The organism is Mycolicibacterium hippocampi, assembly GCF_010723735.1.
Classification (GTDB): domain Bacteria; phylum Actinomycetota; class Actinomycetes; order Mycobacteriales; family Mycobacteriaceae; genus Mycobacterium; species Mycobacterium hippocampi.
This window is the reverse complement of record NZ_BLLB01000002.1, coordinates 1,325,717-1,340,900: the sequence shown is the minus strand read 5'-3', so window position 1 is coordinate 1,340,900 and position 15,184 is coordinate 1,325,717. Positions and strand designations below refer to the sequence as shown.

Annotated in this window: 18 protein-coding genes; 7 read left to right on the top strand and 11 right to left on the bottom strand. The window is 66.5% G+C overall.

From position 1 onward, the window contains the following. Positions 1-342: 342 nt before the first annotated feature. The 6 genes from G6N53_RS07480 to nthB form a co-directional block, all read right to left on the bottom strand. Positions 343-1,401, bottom strand: coding sequence for a substrate-binding domain-containing protein (locus G6N53_RS07480; RefSeq protein ID WP_163887901.1), 1,059 nt, complete (start codon positions 1,399-1,401; stop codon positions 343-345). 123 nt (positions 1,402-1,524) lie between these two features. Continuing rightward, on the bottom strand, positions 1,525-1,956 hold the full coding sequence (locus G6N53_RS07475) for a MarR family winged helix-turn-helix transcriptional regulator (RefSeq protein WP_237166451.1): 432 nt from the start codon (positions 1,954-1,956) through the stop codon (positions 1,525-1,527). Positions 1,957-2,013: 57 nt separating this feature from the next. Then, entirely contained in the window at positions 2,014-2,550 is a 537-nt protein-coding gene (locus tag G6N53_RS07470; protein ID WP_163887900.1) for a DUF1097 domain-containing protein, read from the bottom strand. 9 nt (positions 2,551-2,559) lie between these two features. Then, positions 2,560-2,943 (bottom strand): nitrile hydratase accessory protein, encoded by a 384-nt coding sequence (locus G6N53_RS07465; protein WP_163887899.1) that lies wholly within the window; start codon positions 2,941-2,943, stop codon positions 2,560-2,562. Next, entirely contained in the window at positions 2,940-3,536 is a 597-nt protein-coding gene (gene nthA / locus G6N53_RS07460; RefSeq protein ID WP_163887898.1) for a nitrile hydratase subunit alpha, read from the bottom strand. Before nthA ends, G6N53_RS07465 begins: the two co-directional genes overlap by 4 nt. 41 nt (positions 3,537-3,577) lie before the next feature. Beyond that, a complete protein-coding gene (gene nthB / locus G6N53_RS07455) occupies positions 3,578-4,270 on the bottom strand; it encodes a nitrile hydratase subunit beta (protein WP_163887897.1) in 693 nt (230 codons plus the stop codon). A gap of 255 nt (positions 4,271-4,525) precedes the next feature. Between nthB and G6N53_RS07450 the strand changes: the two genes are divergently transcribed. The 3 genes from G6N53_RS07450 to G6N53_RS07440 are packed head-to-tail and all read left to right on the top strand — an operon-like array spanning position 4,526 to position 6,599. Beyond that, positions 4,526-4,756 (top strand): CbtB domain-containing protein, encoded by a 231-nt coding sequence (locus G6N53_RS07450; protein WP_163887896.1) that lies wholly within the window; start codon positions 4,526-4,528, stop codon positions 4,754-4,756. 18 nt (positions 4,757-4,774) lie between these two features. Continuing rightward, on the top strand, positions 4,775-5,590 hold the full coding sequence (locus G6N53_RS07445) for a CbtA family protein (RefSeq protein ID WP_163887895.1): 816 nt from the start codon (positions 4,775-4,777) through the stop codon (positions 5,588-5,590). Further along, positions 5,577-6,599 (top strand): acetamidase/formamidase family protein, encoded by a 1,023-nt coding sequence (locus tag G6N53_RS07440; RefSeq protein WP_163887894.1) that lies wholly within the window; start codon positions 5,577-5,579, stop codon positions 6,597-6,599. Before G6N53_RS07445 ends, G6N53_RS07440 begins: the two co-directional genes overlap by 14 nt. Here G6N53_RS07440 and G6N53_RS07435 read toward each other — a convergent pair. Beyond that, positions 6,587-7,537, bottom strand: coding sequence for a putative antibiotic biosynthesis monooxygenase (locus G6N53_RS07435; protein WP_163887893.1), 951 nt, complete (start codon positions 7,535-7,537; stop codon positions 6,587-6,589). The two genes, G6N53_RS07440 and G6N53_RS07435, sit on opposite strands and share 13 nt — an antisense overlap. Then, positions 7,530-8,930, bottom strand: coding sequence for a guanine deaminase (locus G6N53_RS07430; protein ID WP_163887892.1), 1,401 nt, complete (start codon positions 8,928-8,930; stop codon positions 7,530-7,532). The genes G6N53_RS07435 and G6N53_RS07430 overlap by 8 nt, the downstream gene beginning before the upstream one ends. 76 nt (positions 8,931-9,006) lie before the next feature. Between G6N53_RS07430 and G6N53_RS07425 the strand changes: the two genes are divergently transcribed. Further along, the gene (locus G6N53_RS07425; protein ID WP_163887891.1) at positions 9,007-9,678 is read left to right on the top strand and encodes a GAP family protein; all 672 of its coding nucleotides are present in this window, start codon (positions 9,007-9,009) and stop codon (positions 9,676-9,678) included. Here the strand turns inward: G6N53_RS07425 and G6N53_RS07420 are convergent. Then, positions 9,673-10,308 (bottom strand): TetR/AcrR family transcriptional regulator, encoded by a 636-nt coding sequence (locus G6N53_RS07420; RefSeq protein ID WP_163887890.1) that lies wholly within the window; start codon positions 10,306-10,308, stop codon positions 9,673-9,675. The genes G6N53_RS07425 and G6N53_RS07420 overlap by 6 nt on opposite strands. 100 nt (positions 10,309-10,408) lie before the next feature. Here G6N53_RS07420 and G6N53_RS07415 point away from each other — a divergent pair, with 100 nt between their 5' ends. The 3 genes from G6N53_RS07415 to G6N53_RS07405 are packed head-to-tail and all read left to right on the top strand — an operon-like array spanning position 10,409 to position 13,538. Next, positions 10,409-11,428 carry an ABC transporter permease gene (locus G6N53_RS07415; protein ID WP_163887889.1) on the top strand — a complete coding sequence of 340 codons (1,020 nt, stop codon included), beginning with the start codon at positions 10,409-10,411 and terminating at the stop codon, positions 11,426-11,428. Positions 11,429-11,444: 16 nt separating this feature from the next. Next, positions 11,445-12,611, top strand: a complete 1,167-nt coding sequence (locus G6N53_RS07410) for an FAD-binding oxidoreductase (RefSeq protein WP_163887888.1) — start codon at positions 11,445-11,447, stop codon at positions 12,609-12,611. A gap of 24 nt (positions 12,612-12,635) precedes the next feature. Then, positions 12,636-13,538, top strand: a complete 903-nt coding sequence (locus G6N53_RS07405; RefSeq protein WP_163887887.1) for an aldose 1-epimerase — start codon at positions 12,636-12,638, stop codon at positions 13,536-13,538. Positions 13,539-13,609: 71 nt separating this feature from the next. Here G6N53_RS07405 and G6N53_RS07400 read toward each other — a convergent pair whose 3' ends face one another. Both G6N53_RS07400 and dnaJ read right to left on the bottom strand, forming a co-directional pair. Beyond that, positions 13,610-13,975 carry a heat shock protein transcriptional repressor HspR gene (locus G6N53_RS07400; protein WP_163887886.1) on the bottom strand — a complete coding sequence of 122 codons (366 nt, stop codon included), beginning with the start codon at positions 13,973-13,975 and terminating at the stop codon, positions 13,610-13,612. Then, positions 13,972-15,168 (bottom strand): molecular chaperone DnaJ, encoded by a 1,197-nt coding sequence (gene dnaJ / locus G6N53_RS07395; protein ID WP_163887885.1) that lies wholly within the window; start codon positions 15,166-15,168, stop codon positions 13,972-13,974. Before dnaJ ends, G6N53_RS07400 begins: the two co-directional genes overlap by 4 nt. Between the last annotated feature and the right edge of the window lie 16 nt (positions 15,169-15,184).

Here is a 15,184-nt window from a genome sequence, read left to right as displayed (position 1 = left end):
CGTCAAGGTTGAGTCTGTTCCGCTCAACTTTAACTTTTTTGGAATCCTTGTCGCTGACACGGCCGCGACCGTCACGTCCAGCGGCTTCGGCCCGGGCTAGCGTCGCTGTCCGAGTCCGACGCGGTGACTTCGAATTGGCGCAGAAGTTCTTCGTGCACGAGATGCCGCCGTGGCGGCGTTCGACCCGAGGCCGAGCGCGGCGGACCGTCGTCGATCTGACCACCTCTTCGTTCTGCACCACCGAGACGTCCGAGGACGGTCGACTCCGCAACGAGTACCTGGGCCGCCATTCGCTCGGACCGCCATTTGTCACAACCTGGCCGAACCAGTTCGAAGGGTGGATCAGGCGGCGGAAATTCGAGCCCGCACTTGGAAGTCCAGGTCTACAGCTTCCGCGACGTAGACGTCCTGGCTCATCTGATTGCCCCGCATGGTGACCTCACCCCGCGGACTGACGTACCTCAGATCCTCGGCTGCGAGGGTCAGCGCGTCAACGCTCAGTGAACGAGCCCGCGACGCGAGCGCAATCAGCAGAGCAAGAGCCTCGTAGCAAGATTCGCCGATGCTATTGAGAGCGGGAGCGCCCTGCCCGAACCGGGAGTAGTAGCGCGCCGCGAATTCCATACTCGCGGTGGTATTGAGCGCCTCGAAATACCCTGCAGCCGAGAATAATCCCGTGTTGGCCCGGCTTCCGCTGGCCATCAGCATGTTCTCCTCGACGTGCGGGCTCAGGCGGGGTATCGCAGTGTCCATCCCGGTGGCGGCGAACTGCCGGTTGAACGCAACACCGTCGCCACCGACGAGAAGCACCACGACCCCGGTGGCCTCCCTGGTCTCGACCTGTCGAATGGCCTCGGTGAAATCCTCGGTCCCCAGCGGCACATACAGCTGACCGACCAGCGGGGAGCCCTGCGCCCTGGCATGCCTGGCCGCCGCGAGACCGGTGCCGCGCGGAAAGATGTAGTCGTTGCCGATCACGATCCACCGGTCGATGCCGTACTCAGACGTCATCCAGTCCATTGCGGGTAACAGCTGACGTGACGGCGTCTCGCCCGTGAGGAACACACCCGCCGTGTGCTCACCGCCCTCGTACAGGGGCCCGTACACGTAGGGCACACGGCCTGCGGTCACCTGGGCAATGGCTTGCCGCACGGGCGAGATGTGCCAGCCGGTGACTGCGTCGATCGCGCCACTTTCGACCAGTCGGGCGATCTCCGCGGCTACCACTGATGGCGGCCGGCTTCCGTCCACCGGGATGAGGCGCATCTCTCGGCCGAGGACCCCGTAGTGAGCATTCGCCTCCGCAACCGCAAGCTCGGCGCACGCTTCGCAGGAGGGGCCGTAAATTCCCGCCGACCCACTGCGGGGAATCACCAGGGCGATGTTCAGTGTCAGATTCACCGTCCCGCTCCGTCCACTTCCAGTCTCGGGTCGCTTGTGGCCCATCATCGACCTGTCGCGTTACCGCCACGTTTCCCATCTGTTCGATGGTTGAAAAGTTGCGAACCGGTACTAACAACGCACCTACAACGTGGAGTCCCCGATGCGAGCAAGCGCGCGGATGAACGCCACCGCGGCATCTTCGCCCAGCTCGTCGGCGAGCGCCGTCTTGAGCAGAGTTTCCTGCCTGGCGAGCTTGCGCAGCTTGGTCTTACCACGCGCCGACAGGTAGATCAGCACACGCCGCCGATCGGCGGCGTCGACTCGCCGTAGTACGAATCCGCCGTCGACCAACTTGTCGACGATCCTGGTCAGCGTGGGCGGCGGGATCGACATCGCCGACGAGATGTCGCTCATGGTCAGCCCATCACCGCCGCGAAGGGCACCGAGTAGCCGCCATCCCTCGATGGTGGTGACGTCGCTGTCGAGCAGGCCGCGGCACAATGCGTCAGTCCAGCGACGCTCGGCGCGGAAGAAGACTTCCGACACGCTGTCGAAGCCAGTCGCGATCGTCAATGTGCTCCTCGCAGAGATCGATTCATTCCTCGGTCCGAGATCGTCTTCATAGCGACATTACCCCAACGGCTGTCGCGCGTGCTGCATCGAATCAGTGACACTACGGCGCAACGGGACCCGACAGAGTAGGGTCGCGCCATACTCGGACACCACACCGAACAACGCACCCACCAAAGCCGTTACCGCCGCGATGAGCGCTGGGTTGGACACCCCGGTCTCGGTGATGGAATGGCCTGTAGCGGCGATGGTACCTACGGTCATAGCGAAGCCGAACACGATCGCCGGCGTCGCCGATATCCACGCCAGGCGTGAAGCCTGAACCATTGCAAAGCTTCCCAGCCCGACTGCGATCGACAACCACAGGGCGCCCGTGGCGTTTTGGACCGCTAGCAGCGTGCAGGTCGCGATCGCGATACCCGCCCAGTTGCACGCCACCGACTTCGCCAGGCCGGACGTGCCCGACCCGACGAAGAAGAACGATGCCCAGGCCAGAAACAGCACCCAGACCGGAAGGTTCCATACCGTCGCCGTCATCAACGTCGACACCATTCCCAACACTCCGACACTGATCGACAGTGCAGTGGCTTTCGACATTCTCGCCTCTCAGTGGTGGTGGTGACCGTCGTGGCCGTGGTCGTGATCGGAATGTGCGAGGCGTTGCGCCTCTGCGGCGGCTCTCTGCTCCAGCTCGACCTCGGCGAAGAACCCCTTCTCGCGCGACAGACGACAGAAGGCCTCCGCAAACTGCCGGTAATACACTGCGGGATCGCAGGTCTCGCCGACCCCAGACTCTTCTATGGCAGCGATCAAGTGCGCCTTGAAGTCGTCCCATTCGAACGTTCCTGCCTGGCACAGGTGCACGACCAGACCGAATAGCCGGCCTTGCCAAGGCGCGTCGAAGACCAGCTCTCCGTTCGACCGCGGCAGGGCGGCATCACTGTCAGGTGCGTCGAAGTCTGAAAGGTCCAGCGCTACTGAGGTTGTCATGCCGGTGTTCCTGTCGTCACCAGCGCCGTTCCGACCATCGAGTCGCGACTGATCAGCGGCACGAGTTCGTCGGCGGTCAGTGCCTCTGTGCCTTCGGGGCGCTGCGGGATGACGAGATAGCGGATCTCCGCACTACTGTCCCAGACATCGATCGTGACCTGATCGGGCAGGGCCACCCCGAATTCGGCGAGCACGCTGCGCGGTTCCTTCACCACGCGTGCCCGGTATTGCGGGTACTTGAACCAGGCCGGCGGGATCCCGAGCAGCGTCCACGGATAGCAGGAACACAGCGTGCACACGACGATGTTGTGCCGCTCGGGGGTGTTCTCCACGGCTACCATGTGTTCGGTCTGCAACCCGGTGAAGCCCATGTCCGCGATAGCGGCAGTCGCGTCGGCCAGCAGCCATTCGCGGTACTCGGGTTCCGTCCATGCCCGCGCTACCACCTTGGCACCGTTGACCGGACCCATGTCGTTCTCGAACGACGCGACGACGGCGTCGACCGCCTCGTGTTCGGCGAGACCTTTCTCGACCATCAGCGATTCCAGCGCGTTGACCCGCGCCTCGACGTCGGTGAGTGAAAGCCAGTTCATGATGTGTGTCTCCTCTGGATACGGCTGGTGAATCGGTGTGCTCAGGCTGGCTCGAGATAGTTCTCGAACAGATCGGCGTACAGGTCGAACTCTTCGGGCGCGTCGTCGCCCCAGAGGTCGGTGGAGGTGAAGCGGACCATGTACAGGTGGTGCGGTGTATCCACCTGGCGGTGCGCGCTGTCGGCGGGATCGTGGTGCGCCCCGTACTGCTTGGCGATCACACCGGGCACCTTGTTGAGGTAGCCGGGCAGCCGGTTGTGGCTGGCCTCATTGAGGTTGCGCACCAGCACGGAGGCACCGACTTCGTAGACCGGCGGGATGTCGGTCGGTCGATCGTGAGGTGTGCCCGCCCACAACACCTCGATCATCTGCTCTGCGAACGGCGACAGCGCCTCCGGCTTGACCGGGTGGGGCGTCATCGACGGAGCGCCGAGCTCACGCATGCGCGCGTCGACTTCCTCGTGAGAGATGTAACCCTTGTCGTTGAGCAACTTCTCAACCGAGAACAGCCAGTGTGCGTAGTAGGTCGAGTCGAGATAGTCGCTCCACTTCATCAGCTCGATCCCGTGCCGCTGCTCATCGAGGTTGAACGCACCTTTGGCGATCGCCATGGCGGTGACGGCGTGCATCCGACCCTCGAAGGGATAGCGCCATTCCGGTATCCCCGGCTCGAGAAACTCGGGATCGATCGGACCGATGCCGTCGCGTCCACCGAGATCGTGTGGGCCATGCATACGAATCTCTCCAATCATTGGTTGATCAAACACTTCCAAATGGAAGGATGTACCGCGTCGGCGGCGATGGCAATCCGGAGCGATGGCTTGTAACAGAGCCTTTACCTTGCGCCACCCCCGCTTGTTTCTACGACGTTTCCATATCGCGCCCTGCGCCGCTTCGTGTTGACGAGCCGGCTTGCTGGCGGTAAGCAGGTCACACGCAATAGTTGCGTTCTGGAAGTAGTTGCTCCTGACCAAGAAGGAATAGGCCCGATGAAATCGATTCCCGCGACCGGCTCCCTGCCCCGCAGCACGACGTCAGTCCTACCGGACGCCGCCACCGCCGGCGCCGCCCTGTGGCTGACCGCGTCCACCGTCGTTGCGCTCATCGCGTTCTACTTCCTGGCCTTCGACCAGGGCGCGGTATCGGTCTTCGGCGCCGACACCCACGTGCACGAGTTCCTGCACGACGCCCGCCATCTGCTCGGCTTCCCCTGCCACTGACTCATCGAGGAGACGACGATGCAGAAGCTCATCGGAATCGGTGCGGGCGCAGGGGCCGTGGCAGGCCTGGCCGCCTTCGGCTATGCCCGCGTCCAGGTCGCCCCCCTGATCCGGCAGGCGATCGACTACGAAGAGGAACGGTCACACGCTCTGTCCGAGATGGCCGGTGAACACGACCACGGACACGGGCACGAGCTGTTCACCCGCGCCGTGCAGGAGAACGTCGGTGCCGGCGTCGGCGTGATCGGCTTCGGTGTGGTCGTCGGGATACTTTTCGCGGTCGCGTACGCGGTGCTGTCCACGTCGCTGGCCGGCCGAGGTCGCTCTGTCGATTCAACCTGTTTGTCAACGTGTTTGGGTATGGCCGGGTTTTTGACTGTGAGCCTCGCCCCGTTCATCTTCTATCCCGGTAACCCGCCCGGCGTCGGTCAGGAAGTGACGTCGGGGCACCGCACGGTTGCCTACCTCGTCCTGTTGATCGCGTCGGTGGCCGCGGCGTCCGTACTCGCCGCCGTGGCGCTTCGGTACGCACCACGTGTGGGCACATGGACGTCGGTGATTGCTGCCTGCTGGTCCTACGTCGGCGTGATCGCGCTCGCCGCAACAATTTTGCCCAAGGTCCATGAGGTCCCGGACGCTTTGGTCGACGGCACCGGGTCCCTGCTGTTCCCCGGTTTCCCGGCTGACCTGCTGTACAACTTCCGCCTTCACTCGGTGCTGACCGCGGCAGTGATGTGGATGGTCTTGGCTACGGCTTTCGCGGTGGCGGTGTCGCGCGCTTCGTCGGCGCGCACTTCGCCTGCTGTGAAGGAGGTTGTTCATGGCGGTCGTTGAGTTCACGCCCACCAGGGACCAGTACGTGTGGACATTCGGCGGCGCCGAGCCCGTCATGGAGGTGTCGCCCGGCACTGCTCTTCGGTTATGGACCGAGGACGCCTTCGCGGGGCGAGTCACCTCCCCGACCGACAAACCGAGCCAGGTACTCAATACGAAGGAGCTCAACCCGCAGACCGGGCCGTTCTACGTCACCGGCGCCGAACCGGGCGACACCCTCGCACTCCACTTCGCCGCCATCGAACCGGCACGGGCCTGGGCGGCCTCCACCACCATCCCGCTTTTCGGCGCGCTCACCGGCACCGATCGCACGGCGATGTTGCAGACTCCACTGCCGGAGCTGACGTGGATATACGACGTGGATGTCGAGCGGGCGACAGCGACGTTCGTCGCGCACGAAAGCGACTTCACGCTGGAGTTACCGCTGGCCCCGATGCTCGGGACCGTCGGCGTCGCACCGGCGTTGCGTGAGGTGCGCACGACGTTGGTGCCCGACTACTTCGGCGGCAACATGGACACCCCCGAGTTGCGGGCGGGCACGACGGTGTACCTCGGCGTCAATGTCGAAGGTGCGCTGTTCTCGGTCGGCGACGGGCACTACCGGCAGGGTGAGGGTGAGACGTGCGGCACCGCGCTCGAGGGCGCCATGAACGTCACGGTGCTCGTCGACCTGATCAAGGGCGGGGCGCCGGCGTGGCCACGCTTCGAGCACGACGACGCGCTGATCACGGTCGGTTCCGCGCGGCCGCTGGAGGACGCCTGGCGCTGCAGCCAGGTGGAGATGGTCGAGTGGATGACGGAGTTGTACGGTCTCGGCCGGATGGATGCATACCAGTTGTGTAGCCAGCTGTGCCTTTCGCCGCTGGCCAACGTCGTCGACGTGAACTACAGCGCGGTGACCAAGCTGTACAAACATCCGCTTCCCGACGTCGAACCGTACGGTGGTATTCATGCCAAACTGCGGACGCGCGCCGCGGCCATCGGACTTGCGCACCCTCAGTCCAGGTAGTCCCAGAAGTGCAGCTCGTGCACGGTCGCGAAGACCGTGAGGATCACCGCGTACAGCGCGACGATCGCCGCAGCCCCGGCAGCACTGATACCGAAGTCCTTCCCCTCGACCGGGTCGAGCCAACGACGGAACGGCAGTGACGCCGCCGGCATCAGCCACCACTGCATCGCCACCACACTGATGATCTGACTGATCCACAGCCCCAGCCAGGGTGCTGCACCCGCATCCGCGATCACCGGTCCGAGGAATCGTGACAGCAGCATCACCGTCGGGTAGAGCACGAGCAACACCAGCATCGCCGACTTCCAGTTCGGCGTCATGAGTGTGCGGCCGCCCTCGATCCGCACCGTAGTGGCGAACGGAGTGGTGCTGGACGCCGCGGTGAACTCCCGCCGCAATGTCGAGCGCAATCCCGACAACGCCTCGGACCGGGCGACCGAGTGCATCCACTCCGACAGCTGAGCGCTGGTTCGGAACCGCGCCATCGAGATCCATTCGCCGCGCTGGCCCGGTGCCAGCAGCACCGTGCCCTCGTACCCGGGGAAGTCGGCGGCAGCGACCGCCAGGTGCACCTCCATCGCCTCGAAATCGGCTTCCTTGCCAGGCGCGACGGCATGGCGGAACAGTCCCACGCCTGCCGAAAGCGGCACGTCCTCTTTGAAGATCATGTCGGTCGAACACGTCGAGTAACCCCGGGTCCGGCCGTCATCGAGCACCTCGCGCCGCTCCGCACTGTCGAGCCAACGGTGCAGCGCGAGCTCATCGGAGAAGGTCACCGCCACAGCACAATCCAGCGCTGTATCAGGGCACACCGAGAGTCGGCCGGCCACGTGGCCAGCCGCTGTCTGCGCGGACGCCAACAGGTCCTGCGACCAACGACCGAAGCCCGCCGCATCGTCCACCGGATGGAAGACGGTGACCGCGGTTGCCTCACCCATGAACGCGGCGCCCCTGCACGTAGACCTGAGCGATCGACGACTCCCGGATGCCCATCAGGAGCGCAAAAAGTGTCTGATCGCGGGCCATCTCGCCATCCGTGGAACGGACGCCGCCGATCACCGAGTTCGCCAGCGCGGGCGTACGCGACGGATCGACCACCACGAAGTCCGCCTCCTTGCCGACGTCGAAGTTGCCGAACCGATCTTCCATGTCGAGAGCGCGGGCGCCGCCGAGGGTCCCGACGAACAACATCTCGGCGGGATGCATCGATACACCTGCGTCACCCTCCTCGCTGATGTGGACCTTGAACGCATCACCGAGGACCCGGGGGATCAGCCATTCATCACCAGCACCGAAATCCGTTCCCGCTGAGATGTTCACACCGGATTCGACGGTGCGGCGCCACGGCATCGTGCCGGATCCCAGGAACAGCTGTGACGTCGGGCAGTGCGAGATCGAGGTTCCCGTCTGCGCCATCCGCTCCAGTTCGGCGTCCTGGCAGTGCACGCAGTGCGCCAGGATGGTGCGTCGTCCGAGCAGGCTGGTACCGCCGGCCGAGGATCCTGGCAAAAATTTCCCGTCGTAGGTGTCCAGGTAGCTGTCGACCTGGTAGCTCTGTTTGACAGTGTCCACCTCCCCGGTGCCCGGCCGGTTGTTCTCGTTCAGATGGGAGTGCACGTACACACCTCTGTCGCGGACAGAGTCATAAAGATCCCCCAGGTTTTTCAGTGTCTCGGGAGTGACCGCAGGTGCGAACCTCGGGACGATGGCCACGTGCAGAAGCGCGGTGGACACATCACCGGTGTCGGCGGCGTGCCACTTGTCGATCTCCGCGGCGGTCAGACGCAGCGCGTCCTCCTCCGAGGTGATCAGTGCGGCGGCGCTGTCCGGCCCGACGGTCTGGATGCCGCGGCCGCTGACCATGCGCAGGCCCCGCCGGCGGGTCTCGGAGAACAGTGCATCCTGGGCGTGGGGAAACGCCGAGCCGAAGACCATCGCAGCGGTGGTACCCGCGGCGATCCGGCGGTCGCAGAACTCGACGGCGGCCTGCTGGGCGAACTCCGGCTCAGCCAGGCGGGATTCGGCCGGGAAGATGCACTGGTCGAGCCACTCCAATAGCTGGCCGCCTCCGTACGAATCGCCGGCGTAGGTCTGGGGGAAGTGGATGTGGGTGTCGACGAAGCCCGGCAGGAGAAACCCGGGTCGGTGGTCGACCGTCTCGACGGAGCCGAACCGGGCAGGCAGCTCACCGCGCGCCCCGCAGAACACGATCCGGCCGTCGTCATCGACGACCAATGCGCCGTCGGGCAGGGTCACCAGCGCGGCGGCCGAGTCGCCGACCCCCGGCCGCCCCGCCAGATGGAAGACGTGCCCGAGGTGCACCTGGATCATCGAGTGAGAGTACCGGCCACGACCCGTTAGCGGGGTTCAAGCGCCACAAAGGCCCACTTCTTGTTAGGTTCTCCGGGTGTCGGGTGACTGGGGATCGATTCTGACCGAGCTCATTCCGCTCGCCCTGGTGGTGGCGCTGTCCCCGCTGTCGATCATCCCGGCGGTGCTGGCGCTGCACACGGCGCGGCCCAAGCCCACGGGGTTGGCGTTCGCGGCGGGCTGGATCCTCAGCCTCGCCGTCTTGACCGCGGTGTTCCTGTCGGTGTCCAACCTGATCGGCGGGATCGGGGAGAAACCGCCGGGGTGGGCGTCGTGGCTTCGGATCGTCGTCGGTGTCGCGCTGATCGTCTTCGGCGGCTACCGGTGGGCGAATCGGAAGAAGTCCGAGCACATGCCGGGGTGGATGACCCGGATGAGCTCCCTTACCCCGGGCAAGGCGGCGGTGACCGCGGCGGTCCTGACGGTGCTCAACGTCAAGGTGTTGTTCATCTGCGCGGCAGCCGGTTTGGCGATCGGGTCGGCGGGTCTGGATTCACCGAGCGTGTGGATCGCGGTCGCCTGGTTCGTGGCAGTGGCAGGCTCATCGGTGGCACTGCCCATCCTCGGATACGCGGTGTCGGGCCAACGTCTGGATCCCGCCTTGACCCGACTCAAGGACTGGATGGAGAAACAGCACGCCGTCCTGGTCGCCGCGATCCTGGTGGTGATCGGCCTTCTGGTGCTGTACAAGGGGATTCACGGCCTATAGCGGCAGTCCCAGTTCGGCGGCGTCTGCGGTCAGGTATCGCGTCACGGTCGGCGCCACCAGGCGCACCACGTCCTCGGTCGGCAGGTCCGACAGTGGCGGCACGCAGATCAGGTAACGCAGCATCGCCGTGCCGACCAGGCTGCTCGCCGCCAGCATCGCCCGCAGCCTGGCCTGCTCGTCGCCGCCGAGCACACCGGAGACAGCTGTCAGCACGTAGTTCTGCATGAAGCCGCGGAACGCGGCGTGCGCGTCGGGGTTCGACGTCGCCGACGCCAGCATCGTGCGCATGCTCGCCGAACTCTCCGGCGCCTCCCACACACCGAGGTAGGTCCGCACCATCCGGGTGCCGATGTCGGGCTCGTCGTCGCCGGCGCCGGTGAGGGCGGCCACGAGCACCTCGGGGTCGATGATCAGCCGCAGAGACTCCCGGAACAGTTCCTCTTTCGAACCGAAGAGGTAGAGCACCATCGAGGGATCGACGCGCGCCTCCCCGGCGATGGCCCGCAGCGTCGTCTTCTCGTATCCGTCCCGGGCGAACCGGGTCTTGGCCGCCGTCAGAACCGCCTCCCGGGAGACCGGCCCGCCCTGTCGTCGACCCCGGCGCCTGACCGTCTGCGCTGGTGGTGGCATGAACCGACGCTACCATTTCAATGATTGTTGAAATATCGACGACGACGGCTTACGCTCCCCTCAGCGGATTAATTCAACGACGAATGAAAAGGGGACGGTCATGGTCACCACCAGCCCGGAGCACACCCACCACCGCGCGGAGCCGCCGCACGAAGCACCGGCCGCGGCGCGGGCGGCGGGCGTCATCGTCGCGCTCACCACGGTCCTGGTGATCCTGGCGCTGGCGTTCGCACTGCCCGCCGTGCACTCCGCGCCGAACGGCGTGCCCATCGGGGCGGCGGGTCCGCAGGCCGCCGGCGGGCAACTCGCCACGAGCCTCGAGCAGAATGCCCCCGGCGCCTTCGAGGTCATCTATTACCCCGGCGAGGCGGCGCTGACAGAAGCCATCCGGCAGCGCGACGTGTACGGCGGCATCGTGCTCCCGTCCGAGCCGGGCGGACAGGCCCGGTTGCTGACCGCCACGGGTGGCAGCCCGGCGATCGCCCAGTTGCTGACCCAGCTTGGAAGCCAGGTCAGCCAGCAGACCGGGATCCCGATGGACACCGAAGACCTCGCTCCGCCCACGTCGGCCGACCCCCGCGGAGCGGGCATCGCGGCGTCGGCACTACCCATCACGTTGGCCGGGCTGCTGCCGGCGATCGCCCTGCTGCTGGTGTTGCGCCGTGAGGCCTGGACCCGGTTCGGTGCGGCGGTGGTCTTCGCCGGCGCGGCCGGTGTCACGATCGCGGCCCTGTTGCGCTACGTGTTCGGCTCGATCGATCAGAACTTCTGGGGCGTCGCGGCGGCGCTCACCCTCGGGGTGGCGGCAGCCTCGTTGACCGTGCTGGGTCTGGGCGCGCTGTTCGGCAAGGTGGGCCTGGCAGTCGGCGCACTGCTGGCGGTGCTGGTGGGCAACCCCCTGTCGGGCCTGACGAGCGCCCCGGAGATGCTGCCCGGACCGTGGGGCCAACTGGGCCAGCTGCTGCCCCAGGGCGCCACCGCCACGCTGCTGCGGTCGACGGCCGCGTTCGACGGCGCCGGCGCAACCAGCGCGGTCGTCGTGCTGGCCTGCTGGATCCTGGCCGGGACCGTGCTCATCGTCACCGCCGCACTGCGCCGGCCGGGATCCACAGCGCAGTGACTTAGGATCGTGCGGCGTGGGACTCGAAGACCGGGAATCGATGCGCATCCTCCGTGATGCCGTCGACCCGGATCTCGGATCGGAGCCGCTGATCCGCGAGATCCACACCAGATGGTTCGGCGCCGACCTCGCCGCTCGGGACCTGTTCCCGCCCGACATGGAGACGCAGCGCAAGGTCTTCGCCGAGGCCCTGTGCTGGCTGTGTGACCAGCTCATCGCCCAGCGAGCCGAGGAGCCGGTGGCCTTCCTCGCCCAGCTCGGTCGCGACCACCGCAAGTACGGTGTCACCCAAGCGCACTACGCGTCGCTGCAGCAGGCGCTGCTGACAGTCCTGCGCTCACAGCTGGCCGACCGGTGGGACCGCCGACTCAACGAGGCCGTCAACGACGTCGTGGAGTTGGTCATCGGCGTGATGAGCGGCGCCGCGGACGCCGAGACCAGCCCGCCGTTCAGTGACGGCACCGTGCTCGAACACCTGCGGCCCACCCGCGACGTCTCGATCGTCCGGCTGAAGATGGATCACGCGCTGAACTACCTGCCCGGCCAGTACGTCCCGGTCCAGGTCCCGCAGTGGCCGCGGCGGTGGCGCTACCTGAGTCCGTCGATCCCGGCCGACCCGGCCGGGTACGTCGAGTTCCACATCCGCTCGGTCCCCGGCGGGATGGTGAGCCCGACGATCGTCGGCGAGGCCCGCCCCGGCGACCGGTGGCGGCTGTCCAACCCGCACGGCGCGATGCACGTCGACCGCGACGCCGGCGACGTCCTGATGGTCGCCGGTTCGACCGGGCTGGCGCCGCTGCGCGCCCTGATCATGGATCTGACCAGGTTCGGGGAGAACCCGCGCGTCCACCTGTTCTTCGGGGCGCGGTACCCGTGCGAGCTCTACGACCTGCGCACCCTCTGGGAGATCGCCTCGACCAACCCATGGCTGTCGGTGACGCCGGTCTCCGAGCTCGGTTTTGATCCTCCGTGGGCCGCCGACTACCCCGACGCGACGCCACCTCGCGGCCTGCACGTGCGGCAGACCGGTGCCCTGCCCGAGGTCGTGACGCGGTACGGCAGCTGGAGTGACCGCCAGATCTTGCTCTGCGGCAAGCCCGAGATGGTGCAGGCCACCAAGGCAGCACTGATCGCCAAAGGCGCACCTGCCGAACAAATCCGCCATGACCCGCTGGCAAGCTGAGCCCACATGGCAGGATCGACTGCCATGGCCGAGTTTGAAACCGTCACGCTGCGCGATCCCTCGTCCGCGCTGACCGCCACCTACGTCCCCACCGCAGGCATGGTCGCCACGTCGCTGTCGGACGGGGGTGCCGAACTGCTGGGTCAGCGCCGCGGGCTGCAGGCCTATGTGTCCAACCACAAGACCATGGGGATCCCGATCCTCTACCCGTGGGCGAACCGGCTGAGCAGCAATGGTTACGGCGTCGACGGTGCGGTCGTGACGCTGACCCCCGGCACCGGTGGCGTGCGTACCGACCAGCACGGGGTGCCGATCCACGGGACATTGGCCGCGTACCCGGACTGGGACGTCACCACGATGCTGGAGTCCCAGCTGACCGCCGAACTGGATTTCGCCGCGCGCCCGGCGCTGCTGGCGACGTTCCCGTTCCCGCACCTGCTGACGTTGGACATCACCCTGCTCGACCGGACGCTGACGGTGAAGACCACGGTCAGCGCGACCACCGGATCGCGGGTGCCGATGTGCTTCGGCTTCCATCCCTACCTGCAGTTGCCGGGTGTGCCGCGGGCGAACTGGAACATCGAGACACCAGCCATGCGGTACCAGCCGGTGAACGCGTGGGGAATTCCGACCGGCCGGATCGAGGATCGCCCGGCGGCCTCGGAGTTGTTGGGTGACAGGTTCATCGACGACGGCTACGACGAAGTCGCGCCCGGCTCGGTGTTCGCCCTCTCAGGTGGTGACCGGCGCATCGAGGTGCACTTCGATGAGGGTTTCACCGCCGCGCAGGTGTTCGCACCCGGCGACGACGACGTGGTGTGCTTCGAGCCGATGGCCGCCCCCACAGACGCGCTGCGCCGCGGCGGCTATCACGAGGTGCAGCCCGGCGAATCCGCGACGGCCCAGTTCCGCATCAAGATCGACTAGATCCGCCGGAACGGTATTCCAGGCGCAGAAATCCGAGAAAGCCTCTGCTGGAATACCGTTCCGGCGGATGGTCAGCGCTGGTGGCGTGGCTGCCACACCACCAGCGCGGTGCTCTTGGCCCGCGGCTGAGCCCGCAGGTGCTCGACCTCGGCGCTCAGTTCGCGGACCCGCGCCTGCAGCGCCTCGACCTGGTTGGTCAACTCGATGATCCGCTTGATACCGGCCAGGTTCACACCCTCGTCCTGCGACAGCCGCTGCACCTCGCGGAGCAAATCCACGTCACGTTCCGAATAACGCCGTCCGCCACCGGAACTGCGCTGCGGGCTGACCAGACCGAGTCGGTCGTAGGTGCGCAGTGTCTGCGCGTGCATGCCGGCAAGTTCGGCGGCCACCGAGATCAGAAACGTCCTGGCTTCCTCCCTGCGGCCGGCACTCATTGCGCACCGGCCCAACCCGCCCGGGGGTCGAACCCTGCGGCGCGCTCGGCTTTCGCGTAGGCCTCGAGGGCCTCGGCGGCTTCACCCTCGAGATTCGGTGGCACCGCCACCTTGACGGTGACCAGCAGATCACCGTGGCCGCCGGCACGCTTGGGCACGCCACGTCCGCGCACCCGCAGGATGCGGCCGTCGGATGTCCCCTTCGGCACCCGGACCCCGACCTTGCCTTCCAGTGTTGGAACCGAAAGCGTTGTGCCCAGGGCCAATTCGTGGAAGCTGACCGGCACCGTGACTGTCAGGTCGTCGCCGTTGCGTCCGAACACCTTGTCCGGCCTGACGTGTACTGTCACGTACAGGTCACCCGACGGCGCTCCCCGGAGTCCGGCTTCGCCCTGGCCGGCCAGCCGGATACGCTGACCGTCCTCGACACCGGGAGGTATCCGCACGTTGATGGTGCGGGTGCGGGTGGTCACGCCGGTTCCCTTGCACTCGTCGCAGGGGTTCTCGATGATCGACCCGCTGCCACGACATTCGGTGCACGGCTCGGAGAAGCCGAACGCGCCCTGATTGCGGCTGATGACGCCCGCGCCGTTGCAGTTCGGGCAGACCTTCGGGCTGGTTCCCGGACGTGCGCCGCTGCCGTGGCAGTTCGTGCACGGGGCCGGGCTGGTCAGCCGAAGTGGCATCGCCACGCCCTTGGTGGCTTCCAGGAAGCTCAGCTCGGTCTCGGTCTCAAGGTCGTTGCCCCGGCGCGGACGCGACGGGCGCGGTTGCTGAGCACCCCGCCCGAAAAGCCCGCCGAACAGGTCCCCGATGTTCGCGCCACCGGTTTGACCGGCAGCGTCGAACAGGTCGTTCAGGTTGAACTCCTGGCCGTCCCCGCCGGCACCGAAACCGCCGAACCCACCGCCACCACTGCCGCCACCGCCGAAGCGGCCCCGACCGTACCCGCCGCCTGCGAACAGCCGGCGGGTTTCGTCGTACTCCTTGCGCTTCGCCGGATCCGTGAGGACTTCCTTGGCTTCCGACGCGGCTTTGTACCGCTCTTCGGCCGCGGCGTTGCCGGGGTTCCGGTCGGGGTGGTTCTCCGAGAGAATCTTGCGGGCGGCCCGCTTGATCTCCTTCTCGTCGGCATCAGAGGTGACGCCGAGCTCCTTGTAGAAGTCCTTCTCAACCCACTCTCGCTGGGCCATATCGGGTCACCTCCTC